Genomic DNA, 16,617 nt, shown 5'->3' with positions numbered 1-16,617 from the left:
GGGTGAACGAAGTCATGCAAGGAAAAATTCTGGTCGTGGATGACGAGAAACCCATTGCGGATATTTTGAAATTTAATTTGGAAAAAGAGGGCTACGAAGTGGTCCTCGCCTTCGACGGGATCGAGGCCACTCGGCTGGCGTTCTCCGAGCAACCGGATCTGATCCTGCTCGATTTGATGCTGCCCGGCAAGGACGGGATGGACGTGTGCCGCGAAGTGCGGGCGAAGCTCGAAACGCCAATCATTATGCTGACGGCGAAGGACGGGGAGATCGACAAGGTGCTGGGTCTGGAGCTGGGCGCCGACGACTACGTGACGAAGCCGTTCAGTACGCGCGAGCTGTTGGCCCGAGTGAAGGCGCAGATGCGCCGTCAGCAGAAGGCGGCGGCGACCGAAGGCGCGGAGGAGACGAAGCAAGGGATCAGCTTGTTCGAGCTGTTCATCGATACGGACATGTACACGGTCCATAAGAACGGCGAACCGCTGGACCTGACGCACCGGGAATTCGAGCTCGTGCATTACCTGGTGAAGAACGCCGGCAAAGTGATGACCCGAGAACACCTGCTGCAAGCGGTGTGGGGGTTCGAGTATTTTGGCGATGTCCGTACGGTGGATGTGACGATTCGCCGGCTGCGCGAGAAGATCGAGAAGGATCCGAGCAAGCCGGAATACATTTTGACGCGGCGGGGATTGGGGTATATGATGCGAAGCTCCAAGGCGGGTGGACTCTAGAATGAATCTGCCCTCTTTTTTTCGCACGATCCAGGCCAAACTGATCATCATTTACGTGCTGCTCATCCTGATCGCCATGCAGCTGATCGGAGTGTATTTCGTGAGCGCGATGAAAACCTCGCTGACCAGCAACTTCACGAAGGAGCTGCAGGAGCGGGCGGAGCTGCTCTCCGTGCTGGCGGCGCAAAACCTGGGCGTGACTGGAGAATCGGCGGAAGAATCGATGGAGAATCTGCGCGTGCTGGTCAACAACCTGTTTAATATCGGCGGGGCTGAGATTCAAGTGCTCGACGCGGGGGGGAAGGTGCTGACGACGTCCAAGCCTTCCCATGCCGATTACGTGGGCACGAAGAACACGCAAACGGTCGTGAGCCGGGCTTTGCAGGGCATTCGCGATAACGAAGAATATATCATCGATGAGGATAACGTTCGGAAGAAGGTTGTCGCCAAGCCGGTCGTCAGCGGCGGGAAAATCGTTGGCGCGATCTACATCGCGGCGTCGATGAGCGAGTTGTACAGTACGATGGAGCGGATTAATAATATTTTTATATCCGGTATCCTGCTGGCTCTGGGGCTGACGGCGGTGCTTGGCGTCATCTTAGCCCACACGATAACTTCGCCGATCAAGGAGCTGACCCGGCGCGCCACGGCGGTGGCCGAGGGGGAGTTCCACCAGAAGATGCCCGTGCTTGGCAATGACGAGATCGGGCAACTCAGCAAAGCGTTTAACTACATGACCAGCCGGCTGCGGGATGCGCTGGCACAGAACGAAGAAGAGAAGGAGAAGCTTGCTTCGATCCTCACGAACATGAGCGACGGGGTGATCGCGACCGACGAAACGGGACGGGTCATCCTGATGAACCGACGTGCGAGCGAAATGCTGGGGACGCCGGATACCGCACTCGACCGGGCCGATATCATGTCGCTGATGAACCTCCCGGAAGAGGAAAGGGATGTGCTGGAGCAAGGGACGATGCACTCGACGATCCTCGAGAATATCGGGCCCGACGGCGACTTATTCTTGATCCGGGTCACGTTTACGCCGATTCATCGGCGGGAAATCGGGATCATCGGCACGATCGCGGTGCTCCAGGATGTCACTGAGCAGGAGAAGCTGGAGGCGTCGCGGCGGGAGTTCGTCGCCAATGTGTCGCATGAGCTGCGGACGCCGCTGACGACGATCAAGAGCTACACCGAGGCGCTGGAGGACGGCGCCATGGAGGATTCAGAGCTTGGGCCGCGGTTCGTATCCGTGATTCAGAACCAGACCGAGCGGATGATCCGCCTCGTCACTGACCTTCTTCACCTGTCGCGCTTCGATTCGCAAGAGGCGGAACTGCGGAAGCAGCCAACGAACGTGATGGAGATGCTGGAGGATGTGGCGGACCGGTTTTCTTTTCAGATGCAGGAGAAAGGGATCAAGCCCACGCTGTTTATCGCCAGTGATGTGGATACGGCGTGGATCGACCGCGATCAGATTGACCAGGTGCTGGACAACCTGATCTCCAATGCAATGAAGTATACGCCGGAGGGCGGGACCATCACACTGGAAGCACGTCTGACCGATGATCGCCAGTTGGCGATTTCGGTGCAGGATAACGGGATCGGGATTCCGAAGAAGGATCTGGATCGGATTTTTGAGCGGTTTTACCGCGTTGATAAGGCGCGTTCACGGAATATGGGCGGGACGGGCTTAGGCTTATCCATTGCCCGGGAAATTGTGCGGGCGCATGGCGGTACCATCTCTCTGCAGTCGGAGTTCGGCAAAGGCACCAAGGTGACCTTTACGCTGCCGGCAGAGAAGCAAGGAGGCGAGGCGCGATGAAGGAGAGGGTCAAATCGCTGGCGCTGGCCTTGCTGGTCGCGTGCAGCCTGGTACAGAGTTATTTCCTGATCTATCAATTACCGGGCAGTAATCCGGTAGTGAAATCGGAGAGCGACTACATCCGAACGGAGAATATGGGGACGACCCTGGAGGCCGATGCGATGCTCTTTCCGGCACAAATCGCCGTGCATATGGGCGAGGAGCGGCACACGGTGTTTTACCCGGATTCGACGTTTTACAATTTGATCTATAACCGGCTGAAGGGCCGTCAGTTCGACGGGTTTCAGCGGTATGACATCGATAATATTCATTGGTCCGACATTCGCAGCAAGGATATTGGCGTGGAACTGGAATTCGGCGGGGGCGTGCCGGTGGAGCTGTTGCAGAAGGTCATGCAGATCGCGCCGGACCCGCTGTTTGACGCGGAGAATGTTAACCGGGTGCTCATTTATAACACGGGAACCGATGATCAGGTGCGCGTCTTCTTCTTCAGCTCGAGGGGCGACGTCGTGTATGAGGCGACCAAGGCGGACTTGACGGTGCAGGACGTGCAGCAGCAGGTCGACTTCGGCAAGAATTGGGTGCCGTATACGTTGACGGATGGTTATTACGTCCCTGAGGAACCGGTCGATCTGGTCGAAACCGGCTTAAACATAGGATTGTATACGACGGAGCAGATGCAACGAAGCTTGTTCTTCGATCCGAGCATCACCCGTTATATCCGGGAAAAAGACGGCTCCGAAATTTACACGGATAGTAAACGCAGCCTTCAGGTCAAGCAAAACCGGAACTGGATCAACTACACCGATCCGGCGGCTCCCTCGGCAGGTGAGAATAGTCCGAGCAAAAACGTGCTGTCGGCGATTGATTTCGTCAACCAGTATGGCGGGTGGAACGGGAAATACCGGCTAGAGCAGACGAGCGACGGGATTGAGGAAGACCAGCATCGGGTCGTGTTCCAGCAATATTATGGGACCGGGCAGTTCGGCGCTTTCCCAATTATCGACCTGTCGACATTCCATTATGGGGCGATTACGCTTGAAATGCGTCAAGGCACGATCACCGGTTATGAGCGGTCGTTGATTTACGGCTCCGGCGGCAGCTGGGAGAAGAAAGTCGTCTCCCTGCCGGGCGGCAAGGCGCTGCGGGAGAGCATAGCGGCGCTTAAGGCGGAGGCAAGCATCGCCGGGTTGTACCCGGCCTATCTGCCTTCGCTCACCGAGAAAGGCTTGTTGCTGAAGCCGACGTGGGTTGTTGAGCTCAGCAACGGAGCGACCCGGGTGCTGAGTTTGGGGGCGGTGGAGAAGCCTGGAGCGGATGCGGACGAGGGTGCCGGCGCAGGCGGGGATGTTGGTGGTGCAGGTGTTGGCGCTGACGCAGGGTCTGATGCTGCTGAAAATCTTGGTGCAAATGCAAACAAGTAACCTAATTCCTAGTAGCCTCTTCTGCGACTAACGCTACTTCTTACGGACTCAGGTGACGCTATTGGCTCAACGCTTTGGGAATCCTCGCGCTAACGGACCCAGGAGACGTTATTCGGCTTGGTCGAGCGCAATTTGTTCCGATAGAGTGCGAATAGGGTCACTGGAGTCCGTTAGGCTGGGAAATCGCCGGGAAATACACTATTAACGTCACTACGGTCCGTTACGGTAAGCGACGGTACGGTACATGAGACGGATACTGAATCTGAACGAAAGGGGGATGAACCATGGATTGGGGTCGAGCGAAAAACGTGCTGATTTACGCTTTTTTGCTGCTGAATCTGGTGCTGGGTTATCAGCTGTGGAACGATCTGCGCGAGCAGGCCGACTCCAACCTGGATATCACCGCCCTGGAGAACAATACGCAGCAGGCGATGGACGAGAAGAACATTCGTGTTCTTGCCAAAATCCCGACGGAAACGCCGGAGCTGCCGAAGATCGCCTACCGGTTCGTGGACGATACGCAAACCGGTAAGCTGACCGACCTGTCGGTGCCGGTCGACAGCAGGCTGATTTTTACGCCGCGGGATTTGACGGCTGCGCTGAAGGACAACCTGCCGGACATCGGCGATTACCGATATGACGAGGTGGCGAGCAGTGCGGACGTATTTGTGCTGCATCCGTTGGTCGACGGAAAATGGCCGCTTTTCAAAATAGAATTAAAGCTGTTCAATAGCAATCAGAAAATCATTTCGTACCAGCGTCGGGCGATCGAGATCAGCTATCCGGAGGAAGAGAAGCCACAGCGCGTGCTTTCGGCCTCGAAGGCACTTGGCAACCTGATCGAGAACTTCCTGCCGGAAGGCTCGGTCGTTACGGAAGTGGAGCTGGGATATTACGGCGAGGTGTTCGATTCGGATGCCCATCTGCCGGCCGCACCGGCTTGGCGGTTCATGCTGGAGAGCGGCAAGGAGTACTACGTACAAGGAATCAGCGGCGACGTCATCAGTCCGAACACAGAGAAAACGAAGGAGTAATGGGAGATTATGGGGATCCAATTTTCGGTGCTGTCGAGTGGTTCGACGGGCAATGCAACGCTGGTTGCGAACGGGGAAGTCACGCTAATGGTCGATGCCGGCTTCAGTGCCAAACGCATCGACGAGCTGATGATGGAGCGGGGAGTGACTGGGCAGGAACTGACGGGGATTCTGGTTACGCATGAGCATTCGGACCATATCAAGGGCCTAGGCGCGGTGGCGAGAAAATACAATCTGCCGATCTATGCAAACGAGAAGACGTGGGCGGCCATGGAAAAAGCAATTGGAAATCTCGCGGATGACCAACGCTGTATCCTGGGCACCGGGGATACCCGCGATTTCGGTTCGCTCCGCGTGGAGTCGTTTGCGATCTCGCATGACGCCGCCGAGCCGGTGGGCTACAACTTCTACGACGGCAAGGAGAAGCTAAGCGTATGTACCGACCTCGGCTACGCCAGCGACAAGGTGAAGGAAGCGATCTGCGATGCCGACGTACTGGTGCTTGAGGCGAACCACGATATCGAGATGCTGCGTATGGGACGTTACCCGTGGAACATTAAGCGCCGGATCCTCGGCGACCTGGGCCACTTGTCCAACGATGCGACCGGCGAGCTGATGAGCGAGATTCTGAACGGCCGCTTGAAGCGGACGTACCTGGCTCACCTTAGCCGCGAGCACAATATGCTCGATTTGGCCAAGATGTCTGTGCGCGGTGCCATGGAGGACCGCGGCTGCTTCTTCCGGGACAGCGAGTTCAAACTGTGCGAAACGTATTACGACCGGCCGACGCCGTGGGATGTGTTGAGCGAGCGGTAGGATCTTGCGATAAAAGTGGCCTCATTCGTTGAATTGTATTCGATATTTCATATAGAATCGGGTCGATAGACCTTCTGAGACGAGAATGTGTATGAAAATTCGAATACATTCCGTCGGAATCGCTGAAAACGGCGAAATGGATTCGGTTTTTCGCATATAATTGTCGGCTCAGACAAGCAAACCGCCCGGGGATCGCGACCCCCGGGCGGTTCTTTTCTATAGCTTCCACCCCGGCAAATACGCCTTGGTGTTGTTCAACATCGTCGCAAACAGCTCCTCGGCTTGGTCCGGCGTGAGGCCGGAGAGCAGCGGGTCGTTCAGGAAGGCGCGGAAGGCCAGGTCGCGGTCCTTGCGGATGGCCGCTTTGAGGATGGCCTCCTGGTTGTAGACATGCCGGGTGACGAGGTTGTTGATGTCCTCCGGCAGGCTGCCCGCCAGCACCGGCTGAACGCTGTCCGCGCCAAACACGGCGTTCGTCTCGACAACGGCGTTCAGCGGCAGCGAAGCCATCTGGCCGCGGTTCGGCAGGTTGACGTTGGTGATCATCGGTGCGCTGGCGCCGGTCAAGCTGCGCAACATGGCGATGCCTTCTTCGCCGCTGGATTTGAGCGAGAACGACTCCTCGCCGGCAACGAGCCTGCGGCTGCGTTCGTGCAGCTTCATTAGATTATCGATGCGCCAAGCCACGGTTGTCAGGCCAAATTTCCATTGCTTCACATGCTCAGGGCTCCGTAAATACCAAGTGTTTGGCATAAACTCGGCTAAATGGCGGTCACCGGCGGCAGCGATCAGGCCAAAGCGGCGGAACAGGTCGAAATGGATGCGGTTCGCCGACGTAAAGCTGTTGTTCATCCAGTGGTCTTTTTGCCCATGGGCGCTGAACCCTTCTTCGGCATATTTCTCGGCAAACGCCCGGTAGATTGGGAACAGGTCCGTGCCGCGATAAGAGGCGCGATCCAGCCATGTGAAATGGTTGATCCCCAGCACGTTCACTTCGATGTCTTGACGGCGGACACCGGTGAGTCCCTCCATATCCTGCAGCATTTCGGTGAGCAGCTCCTGCGTGCCGAAGACCTCATGGCAGCAGCCAAAGGCCTTGATGCCCGGGAACACCTCGTACAACGTGCGAGTCAGTACGCTCATGGGGTTCGTGTAGTTGATAACCCAAGCGTTAGGCGCATGGTCGCGGATGGCCTCGGCGATCTCCGCGAACATCGGGATGCTGCGCAGTGCGCGGACCGCGCCGCCCGGGCCGACGGTGTCGCCAACGGATTGGTAGACGCCGTAAGTTTCCGGCGTATGTACATCCGACCGCATCTCCTCAAACGTGCCGGGGAGGATGGAGATGATGACGAAGTCGGCACCTTTTAGCGCTTCCGGCAACGTCTTCACCGCTTCGTAACGCCAGCGGCCCACCGCATCCGGATGATCTTGTAAGTGGTTACCAATTACCTCATTCGCCTGCGCTGCCGCAAAATCGATATCGTATAAGGCCACCTGCCCGGAGAGCGCCCGTTCCAAAGCCAAGTCGCTCATCAGTCCCCACGCCCAGCCGCGCGAGCCGCCGCCGATATAAGCGATTTTCAAATTTTTGACCGTTGTTTCTTCTGTCATAGCTCGTTCACTCCCTTTATTGATGTTACAATAAACATAGAGCAAAAATAGAAAAGTTACCGCACGGATTTTGTTAATTTGAGCATATATTCTACATTTTTTGCTGTTGAGAGACGGAAGCGTGGGGGAGGGAGCGGAATGATGCAGGAAGCACAGTTGGCACCGATTCGCCGGATGCTGTTCATCGAGGCGGCGAAGCAGCCGGGACGGTTCTCGATGGAAGGGGAGCATTTTCACGACGCTTGGGAAATTTATTATCTCGTGTCTGGGGAACGGTGTTATTTCATCAAGGATCAAATCTACCGCATTTGCGCGGGCGATCTGGTGCTGATCCCGGTGAATGTGCTGCACAAGACGTCGCCTTCGGGGAAGCTGTCACAGCCCCACGAGCGGCTCTTGGTAAACTTCCGCACGGAGGCGGTGAGCACGTTGCTTCCCGGGAGGGAGGAAGAGCTGGAGCAGCTTTTTGAACGATACCCGGTCCTGCGCTTAAACGCCGAGGAACAGCACCTTGTACAGCCGTTGCTGGCTCGGATGCTGGCGGAGCAGAAGGAGCAGGCCAACGGATATGAGGAGTACGGCCGGCTGCTGCTGGCCGAGCTGCTGCTCAACCTGCTCCGCATGGCCCATACACGTCCGAACCACGATGGGGAAGAGGGGGGCGGGAAGCGTCCTTACCGGGAGATCGCCGAAGTCGCCCGCTACATTAATACGCATTTCGAGGAGAATCTAAGCCTCGGCGAGCTGGCCGGACGGTTTCATTTGAGCCCGTACTATCTTAGCCATGTGTTCCCCAGAGTCACCGGGCTGACGTTGGTCGCCTACATCAACCGTGTCCGGATCGAGGAAGCCTGCGCGCTGCTGCGCGAGACGGAGTTGCCCGTGACCGATATCGCGTACCGCGTCGGCTACCAAAGCGTGACCCACTTCGGCCGCGTGTTTAAGAAGGCCAAGGCGCTCTCGCCGCAAAGCTACCGACGCGAGCAGCGGATGTTTAGCGGTGGGCATATGGCGTTAAAGAGCTGAATGCAGCCGTTCAAAGCGTCGCGCAGCTCACCGGATGGAAGCAGCCGTAGGGGCTATGACAACGAGGATCACCGGAGAGGTACTAATGAGGTGGAAAGGGCCGAATGGGATCGGAGGCTTAGTGCATGGAGTGAGCGAAATGGCTCAGTAAAATCCGAAGGGAACACTCGAGAGTAGCTCCGTCCTCAGAAATGAGTCAGATCGCGGAAATGTTGCATTCTGTACAACAAATACGCTTCAAAACTAGGTTGTGTAGCCGAAATGATGCTTTTTGTGCAGCATTCTGGGGCGTAGGCAGAGGAATCGGCTGAAATTGTTGCTCAAACTGCAACATTCTTGCCGGTGCCGCATGAACTCCGGAAAAATGTTGCACTTTTTGCAGCAAAAAAGAACTCCTCTCCCAAAACAACGGGAGGGGAGTTCTTAGGTTACGTTGCTATGCGAGATTTACTGCGGGAAGAAGTTCGGCAAGTACTCCTTGTTCGCCTCCAGCATCTCGTCGAGCAGTTTGATGGCGACTTCGACCGACGGGACAAGTGGGTGGTGCGCCAGCGCCTGCAAGGCGAGGTCCCGGCTGCCGGTGACGGCGGCGCCGATGGCGAGCTGCTCGTAGGTTTTGACCGCATGGATCAAACCCTTGGCCATCGGCGGGATGGTCGTCAGCGGGAGCGGGAGCGGGCCGGTTTTCGTAACCACGCAGTTAACCTCGATGCTGGCATCGTCCGGCAAGAAGTCGAGGATGCCGTTGTTGGCTACGTTCAGCGTTTGGATGTCGTTGGTGCCGTTATACAGCGAACGCATCAGGTTTACTGCCGCTTCCGAGTAATATGCACCGCCACGCTGCTCCAGCTGTTTCGGCTTCTCCTTCAGCTCGGGATCGCTGTAGAGCTCGAACAGCTCTTCTTCGACCCGCTTTACGACTTCGGCGCGATTCTGCCCCTGATTTAGGGACTCCAGCTGCTCTTCTAGCATGGCGTCGGTCATGTAGAAGTATTTCAGATAATAAGAAGGCAGGGCACGCAGGGAGCGGAGGAAATCCGGATTCCACTCCCGGGCCGGCACGTTCTTGGCGCTGTACCCGGCCGTGTCCGCCAGCATTTCATCCAGCTTGTCTTCGCCGTTCACGTCGATCCGCGACACCCAATGCAAATGGTTCAGCCCCACGAATTCGGCATAGACCCGGTCTGCGGCGACGCCGTATTTGCTGGACACCTGCTTGATCAAGCCAATCGGGGCGTTACAGAGCCCGATGCTCTTCACCTTGGAATACTTGAGGATCGCTTCGGTCACCATGCCCGCCGGGTTGGTGAAATTGAGCAGCCAGGCGTTTGGCGCCAGTTCCTCGATGTCACGGCAGACATCCAGCAGCACGGGGATCGTGCGCAGTGCCTTCAGCATACCGCCGGGGCCGGTCGTCTCCTGGCCGATGACGCCGTATTTCGGCGGGATCGACTCGTCGCGGGCCCGAGCGTCCAGCATGCCGACGCGCATCTGGGTGCTGACGAAGTCCGCGCCTGCAATCGCCGCCCGACGATCTGTCGTCAGATGGACTTCGATCGGGACTCCCGCTTGCTCCACCATTCGTTTGGCCAGGTTGCCCACAATGTTCAATTTACGCAGCCCCGGCTCAATGTCGACCAGCCACAGCTCCCGCACCGGCAGCTCTTGGTGGTGCCGAATAAAACCCTCCACCAGCTCGGGCGTATACGAAGATCCGCCGCCGATGACGGCGATCTTTAAACCTTGTTTTGTTGGTGCCAAGAGGGATCACTCCTATCTTAGGGTATAGGGGATAACGTCAAATTCATGATAAGCCGCCATCCGCTCGTGCATTTCGCCGGAGACGGTCAAGCCGTCTGCTTCCATCGCCGCCCAGACGGCGCCGACGACCGGCTCCGTGGCCAACGTCACGACGGAGGCCTGCGGCGCCTCCGCCCGGACGGCTTGCTCGATCGGCTCGCGGATCCAGCCGCGGTCGCCGCGCGTCAGCAGGCTGCCGGCCAGGACGACGTCAAACCCGTCGTCCTTCATCCCCAGCCTGCGGATCACCGCCACCGCCGATTTGCCGAGCTCGGCTCCCTGGCGGTGCAGGATCTCCAGCGCGACCGCATCGCCTTCGGCCGCCGCCGGGAACAACAGACGCGCCGCGTCCACAGGGACGTGTTTTCCATGATCCAGGAAATCATGGAACATGTCGTCCACGCGCGCGTACCCCAGCAGCTCCAGCAGCAGCTCGGTCAGCTGCGTGGGCTGCTCGCGTCCGTCCCAAGCGCGGATGACGGAGCGGAACACCTCAATATTCAGTGCGCCGCCGCCGCCAAAATCGCCATACATATAATCGAACCCGCCGCATTGGACATGCTCGCCCCGCGGGTTGCGGCCGGCCGCATTCGTGCCGGTGCCGCAGATCAGGGCGACGCCATACGGGCGGTTCGTGCCCGCGCGCAACCCGATCATCGTATCGCAGTTGATCGTATAGTTCGTGAACCCGATATTCCGCACCATCGGGTGGAGAATCCGGTAATCCGCCTCGCGGTCGGCCCCGGCTAGCCCCAGATAGGCGTGCTGCAGGTCCCCCAGGCGGATTCCGGCTTCCCCCAGAGCCGTCAGCGCGGCTTCCCGGATGCTGGCCGCCGCCTCCGCGGCGCCCGTCTGATGGTTGCCGTTCCCGCTGCGGCCTTTGCCAAGCACGTGTCCGTGCTCATCGGTCAACAGGGCATAGGTTTTGGTGCCGCCCCCGTCGATCCCCAAATAATAAGCCAATCGTCCTCACTCCTTACGGACAGTAGTTTCGCGGAGGATCAGCTCCGGATCAATCCGTTGGCCGGCGCCGCGTTTCATGCGCCCGTCAATGCGCTTCAGCAGCATGTCGGCCGCGGCCAGCGCGATCTGGTCCGCCGGTTGCCGGACGGTGGTGAGCTGCGGCCGCAGCTGGGACGCGATGTATTGGTCGTCGTACCCTACGACCATCACCTGACCCGGCACGGAGATGCCGGCCTCCATCAAGGCGTTCATGACGCCGAGCGCGATATTGTCATCTCCGGCGAAAACAGCGGAGGGGAGGTGCCCCGCAGCGATCCAGCGCTTGCACGTGTCGTAGCCGAAGGCGATTTCAAATTGGCCGGTCACGACCTCAAACGGTTCAAGCCCCTGCTCCGAAAGCGCCTGCAAAAATCCGTTGCGCCGCTCCCGGGTGCTGCGGAACATCTCTTCGCCGCATAGATGGGCGATGGACGTATGCCCCTGCTCCAGCAAATGTATCGTTGCCGCATATCCGCCTTTAAAGTTATCGATCGTTACGGAGAAGCTGTCATTCTCCGGCTTCTGGTTATCAATCAGCACATAAGGAATGCCGCGCCGCTTCAGCTCGACGATGTAATTGTCCTCTTCCAGCGGGGAGAGCAGGATCAAGCCGTCGACGCGGTCTTCCTGGATTAAGTAGTGGGTGTCGCCGCTGCTAATCCCGGTCGTAACCGAAATCGCCAGGAAATAGCCGTGCAGAGCGAGTACCTCGTTTAGTTCTTTTACCACTTGATCGAAAAAAGAGTCCTGCAGCGTCGTCACAATCACGCCGATAATGCCGGTCTTCCCGCTGGCCAGGCTGCGAGCAGCCGCGTTGGGGCGGTAGTCCAGCTCCTTCATCGCGTCCAGCACCTTCTGGCGGTTCTTCTCCCGCACGGTTTCCGCCCCGTTCAGGACACGGGAGACCGTGACCACGGACAACCCGGACTTTTTGGCGACGTCAAAAATGCTAACCTTCATCTCAATATCTCCTCATGTGAAATTCCCATCGGCTTTTAGATTGGCTTAAGAACCACCAACCTTTCTTACTAAAGTTTAAGCGTTTTAACTTTAGGGCATAAGTGTAAGATTTAATTGTGAATTTAGGGGGCAATCGTCACCCTAAAATTAAAGCGCATTAATTATTGTTTATAATAACCCTAGCATAGAGGATCAAGTATAAATAATCAACCCTCTTGTTAGTAGATTAGGATTACTATCAAATTGGGCAACGGGATGTGTAAGGGGGAGCTGAGCGAAACGATCAAACCGGTCGACCCGCTAACGCTTAGGAGACACGCTAAATGGGCAAAAACGGGGAGGTGTGGGATGTAACGCTTACCAGAGAGCTTATTTCCCCGTTTTAGAGGTAAAGGAGGGCGATTTGGCCAATATAAGCATGCTCACAAGCGTTAGAAGTGAAAATCACCGATTTATGCCCCAATAAGCACTCTGGTCAGCGTTAGCGGTAATCTTGGGCGGCTGGCCGCCCCGGCACCTCGGCGAACAAACCCCTAGTGGGCCGAGCAGAAGGGTCAGTTTAGACGGTGGGATATGGAGGCGGGGTGAGGAAGCCGTCGATTTCCAGCGCTTTTTTCTCAATTTCCTCCCGGGTTAAGATCCCTTTATCGATAAGCAGCTCCATGATGGCGCTTAAGGTCACCAATTGGTGATAATGCTCTTCCTTCATATCCGCCAGTTTGGCGAGCACATTGACTTCGTTCATCGGCGTCGAGTAGTAGGAATCCATGAAATAACCTCCCTCAGATGGCTGCGCGAAAAGCGCAGGTTTTTGTGTTTCTTGCCTTCTTATCTGCGACGGGATAGGGGCGGCGAGATCGCTATAAAAATCCCGTTAATTCCCTGATCAAATTCTGCTTCTAAACCATCAAAATATGGTAAAATAAATCTATCAATCTATCGCTTTAATATAGTGTAGTCATGGGTGAGGTCAAACATTCCAATTTTCAGAAAAAAAAGCGGCAATTTCCCGAAGTTCAGGCAACATCTCTCCGGTTCATGACGTTAAAGAAATAAAAGGAACGCGTGAATATGGCTAGGCCGTCACGGCATAAAGTTGAAGGGGACCTATGCTTGGGGCGGAAGGCATACAGGAGATGCCAACGCGGTTTTGGGGAAGAGCGACGGAGGGGGAGAATAGAGATGGGATGGTTTGACGATGACTTTTATTCCACCAAGGTTCCGGGGCGGCGCGTGCGCTTGTCCGAAGGCGGCAGCCTGCGGCGTTGGCGCGGGGGGCCGCGGAAGCACCGCCGGACGGTGCTGTCCACGCTGCAGATCTCTTTAATCTCTTCCGTTCTTAGCGCGGTAGTGGCCGTGCTGTTATTCAGTTTCATTACGGGGCTTCCTTCCTCATCGACTCGCCATACTGCTACCGGCAGCACCGTCTTGCTCACGGATAGCAGTGATCCCTATGACCGGATCAGCTCGGCGGCAGCCAAGGTCGCGCCTAGTGTGGTGAGCATTCTCAATCACGGCGGCGAGGTGTCGGATTTCGATCCAGAGCATGCGGCGCTGGGTTCGGGCGTGATTTTTAAGAAGGAGAAGGGCAAGGCCTATATTATAACGAATGCGCATGTGATCAGCGGTGCGAATGATCTGGAGATCGTGAAAAGCGACGGCAGCTCGCGGAAGGCGGAGGTTGTCGGGCAGGACTCCATTAACGATATCGCCGTGTTAGAAGTTGACGGCCAAGACATCGATACGATCATTGACCTAGGGGATTCCCAGAAGCTGCGCGCCGGGCAAACCGTCATTGCCGTTGGCAATCCGTTGGGGCTTGGAGGGACGTTGACCTCCGGGATCGTAAGTTATACGAGCCGGATGATTCCGGTGTCGCTGAACCAGGACGGCGTATACGACTGGGAGCAGGAAGTCATCCAGACGGACGCGGCGATTAACGAGGGCAACAGCGGCGGGGCGCTGGTTGATTTGAACGCTCGGCTAATCGGCATCAATACGATGAAGATTTCCGATACCGGCGTAGAGGGACTGGGTTTTGCCATTCCGGTCAACGAAGTGATGAAGACGGTTGACGATCTTTTGCTGCACGGGAAGGTCGTTCGTCCATATATGGGCGTGTATACATTGGATCTCAACAACCGGTTCTCCCCGATCTCCGATGAGCAACGCAAGGACCTCAAACTGCCGAGCCATGTCACGGAAGGGGTTATCGTGTTGGAAGCTCACGGGCCGGCGCTCGAAGCGGGTTTGAAGTTAAATGACGTCATTACCCAGTTTGACAAACAGCCGATACAATCGACCTTGGAGTTACGCCGATATCTGTATGAGAGTAAGAAGATCGGTGAGGATCTGGAGGTCACGTATTACCGTGATGGGAAGCTGGAGAAGGCGACCCTGAAGCTGACCGACAAACCGTCCGAGGCGGAGATCGAACAAGGATTGGACGAAGATAAATAACACTTTCACAGGAGAGATTCCGAAGACATGACAGCCGTAGACAGAAACGACTGAAGTGTGGTCGGGGTCTCTTTTTGCGTGCGGGATTTAGAAGGAGGATGGTCATGGCTGCAAGTGATTCGTTTTCGGGAAAAGATCGGCGACACCAGTTGGAGCAAATGGCCAACCCGGCTGAGCCGCTGGACCTGCTGGTTGTGGGCGGCGGGATCACTGGAGCGGGGATCGCCTTGGATGCGGCGGCGCGGGGGTTGCGGGTTGGACTTGTGGAGATGCAGGATTTTGCGGCCGGGACGTCAAGCCGTTCGACGAAGCTGGTACATGGCGGCCTGCGTTATCTGAAGCAGCTGGAGATTGGCGTCGTGGCGGAGGTAGGACGCGAGCGGGCGATCGTGTACGAGAACGGCCCGCATGTCACGACACCGGAACGGATGCTGCTGCCGATTTATCGGGGCGGCACGTTTGGCCGATTCAGCACCTCGCTGGGGTTGCGCGTGTACGACTTCCTCGCGGGAGTGAAACGCGGAGAGCGGCGCAGCATGCTGACGGCGGCGGAGACGCTCGCGCGGGAGCCGCTGCTGAAGCGGGACGGTCTGCTGGGCGGCGGGTACTATGTCGAGTACCGCACGGACGACGCCCGGCTGACCCTCGAGGTGCTCAAAGAAGCGGCGGCCCGCGGGGCGATGGCGGTCAACTATGCCAAGGTGACCGGGTTCCGGTACGAAGCCGGGCGCCTGATCGGCGCCGAGGTGAAGGATCTGGCCGGCGGGCGGACGTATGAGCTCCGAGCCCGGAAGGTCGTGAACGCGGCGGGGCCGTGGGTGGACGCGTTGCGCGAGATGGATCGGTCGAGGCTGGGCAAAATGCTGCAGCTGACCAAAGGCGTGCACCTGGTGTTCGACCAGGGGCGGTTTCCGCTGCGGCAGGCGGTGTATTTTGATACGCCGGATGGCCGGATGGTGTTCGCGATTCCGCGCGATGGCAAGACCTACGTAGGCACAACGGACACGGTGTATCACGGCGAGCTTACCCATCCGCACATGACGGGGGCCGACCGCGATTACATCCTGGACGCGGTTAACGGGATGTTTTCCGGGCTGGCCGTCACGGCGGCGGACGTGGAGTCCAGCTGGGCCGGGGTGCGGCCGCTCATCTATGAAGAGGGCAAATCGCCTTCGGAAATTTCCCGCAAGGATGAAATTTGGGAGTCGACGTCCGGCCTGATCACCATTGCCGGCGGCAAACTAACCGGCTACCGCAAGATGGCGGAGATGGTCGTGGACCGCGTGTCCGCCAAGCTGAAGCGGGAGTTCGGGCGGAGCTTCGCAGCTTGCTCCACCCGAACGTTGCCGATCTCCGGCGGGCAGGTGGGCGGCTCGCAGGGACTGCCCGGCTTCGCGGCGCGGAAGGCGCAGGAAGCAGCGGAACGCGGCATCCCGCAGGCGCTTGCCGCCAAGTGGGCCGCTCGATACGGTGCTAACGTCGATCGGCTGTTGGCGATCGCCGCAGAGGTGGTGGGTCGTGGCGCGCCTGTTGCGGCGGTCGATTCGAGGCGGCTCCCGCTGGAGGTCGCGGTTCCGCTGCGATATGCGCTGGAAGCGGAGATGGCGATGACGCCGGCGGATTTTTTCGTGCGTAGAACAGGGGCTTTGATGTTTGACATCGCTTGGGTGCGGCGCTGGAAGGAACCGGTCTTGGAGGAGATGGCCCGGTATTTTGGCGGGTCGGAGGAATTGAAGCGGCGGTGGGCGGCGGAGCTGGACCGGGCTTTGGAGGCTGCGGTTGTCCCGAAGAACGGATAGGGAATAGATGGGATCCAAGGTTAGAACTAGAAGATAATGTGATTTTCATGTAGGAACAAGGAATTTGTCCTTTTTCTGTCGAATTACATTCAAGAGAGCAAGCATTTATCGATGATAGAAAGAGGG

13 protein-coding genes are annotated in these 16,617 nt (G+C 57.5%); 8 read left to right on the top strand and 5 right to left on the bottom strand.

Annotated elements, in window-relative coordinates:
• The first annotated feature begins 14 nt into the window (after nt 1-14).
• The 5 genes from yycF (at nt 15) to M0651_RS05860 (ending at nt 5,830) form a co-directional block, all read left to right on the top strand.
• Nucleotides 15-731 carry a response regulator YycF gene (gene yycF / locus M0651_RS05880; protein WP_155604551.1) on the top strand — a complete coding sequence of 239 codons (717 nt, stop codon included), beginning with the start codon at nt 15-17 and terminating at the stop codon, nt 729-731.
• Nucleotide 732: 1 nt separating this feature from the next.
• Nucleotides 733-2,556: a cell wall metabolism sensor histidine kinase WalK gene (gene walK, locus M0651_RS05875; protein WP_248550905.1), complete on the top strand. Its 1,824-nt coding sequence runs from the start codon at nt 733-735 to the stop codon at nt 2,554-2,556.
• Nucleotides 2,553-3,980 carry a YycH family regulatory protein gene (locus tag M0651_RS05870; protein ID WP_248550904.1) on the top strand — a complete coding sequence of 476 codons (1,428 nt, stop codon included), beginning with the start codon at nt 2,553-2,555 and terminating at the stop codon, nt 3,978-3,980. Before walK ends, M0651_RS05870 begins: the two co-directional genes overlap by 4 nt.
• A 284-nt stretch (nt 3,981-4,264) precedes the next feature.
• Entirely contained in the window at nt 4,265-5,014 is a 750-nt protein-coding gene (gene yycI, locus M0651_RS05865; protein ID WP_248550903.1) for a two-component system regulatory protein YycI, read from the top strand.
• Between the two features lie 9 nt (nt 5,015-5,023).
• The gene (locus M0651_RS05860; protein WP_248550902.1) at nt 5,024-5,830 is read left to right on the top strand and encodes an MBL fold metallo-hydrolase; all 807 of its coding nucleotides are present in this window, start codon (nt 5,024-5,026) and stop codon (nt 5,828-5,830) included.
• A 216-nt stretch (nt 5,831-6,046) separates the two neighbouring features.
• On the opposite strand, the gene M0651_RS05855 is transcribed toward M0651_RS05860, so the two are convergent.
• Entirely contained in the window at nt 6,047-7,444 is a 1,398-nt protein-coding gene (locus tag M0651_RS05855) for a family 4 glycosyl hydrolase (protein ID WP_248550901.1), read from the bottom strand.
• 138 nt (nt 7,445-7,582) lie between these two features.
• Between M0651_RS05855 and M0651_RS05850 the strand changes: the two genes are divergently transcribed.
• Nucleotides 7,583-8,470: an AraC family transcriptional regulator gene (locus M0651_RS05850; RefSeq protein WP_248550900.1), complete on the top strand. Its 888-nt coding sequence runs from the start codon at nt 7,583-7,585 to the stop codon at nt 8,468-8,470.
• 447 nt (nt 8,471-8,917) lie between these two features.
• Here the strand turns inward: M0651_RS05850 and M0651_RS05845 are convergent, their stop codons facing one another.
• The 4 genes from M0651_RS05845 to M0651_RS05830 form a co-directional block, all read right to left on the bottom strand.
• Nucleotides 8,918-10,231, bottom strand: a complete 1,314-nt coding sequence (locus M0651_RS05845; protein ID WP_248550899.1) for a 6-phospho-beta-glucosidase — start codon at nt 10,229-10,231, stop codon at nt 8,918-8,920.
• A 12-nt stretch (nt 10,232-10,243) separates the two neighbouring features.
• Complete coding sequence (locus tag M0651_RS05840) at nt 10,244-11,233, bottom strand: N-acetylglucosamine kinase (protein WP_248550898.1); 990 nt, start codon at nt 11,231-11,233, stop codon at nt 10,244-10,246.
• Nucleotides 11,234-11,239: 6 nt separating this feature from the next.
• Nucleotides 11,240-12,232 carry a LacI family DNA-binding transcriptional regulator gene (locus M0651_RS05835; RefSeq protein WP_248550897.1) on the bottom strand — a complete coding sequence of 331 codons (993 nt, stop codon included), beginning with the start codon at nt 12,230-12,232 and terminating at the stop codon, nt 11,240-11,242.
• A 559-nt stretch (nt 12,233-12,791) separates the two neighbouring features.
• Nucleotides 12,792-13,001, bottom strand: a complete 210-nt coding sequence (locus M0651_RS05830) for a hypothetical protein (protein WP_059041268.1) — start codon at nt 12,999-13,001, stop codon at nt 12,792-12,794.
• A 413-nt stretch (nt 13,002-13,414) separates the two neighbouring features.
• On the opposite strand from M0651_RS05830, the gene M0651_RS05825 reads away from it, so the two are divergent.
• Together M0651_RS05825 and M0651_RS05820 are read left to right on the top strand one after the other, a co-directional pair.
• Nucleotides 13,415-14,692: a S1C family serine protease gene (locus M0651_RS05825; protein WP_248550896.1), complete on the top strand. Its 1,278-nt coding sequence runs from the start codon at nt 13,415-13,417 to the stop codon at nt 14,690-14,692.
• 104 nt (nt 14,693-14,796) lie between these two features.
• Nucleotides 14,797-16,491, top strand: coding sequence for a glycerol-3-phosphate dehydrogenase/oxidase (locus tag M0651_RS05820; protein WP_282577778.1), 1,695 nt, complete (start codon nt 14,797-14,799; stop codon nt 16,489-16,491).
• Nucleotides 16,492-16,617: the final 126 nt, after the last annotated feature.

Origin of the sequence: Paenibacillus mellifer, assembly GCF_023195895.1 — a bacterium.
GTDB lineage: Bacteria > Bacillota > Bacilli > Paenibacillales > Paenibacillaceae > Fontibacillus > Fontibacillus mellifer.
This window is presented reverse-complemented; position numbering and strand designations above follow the sequence as displayed.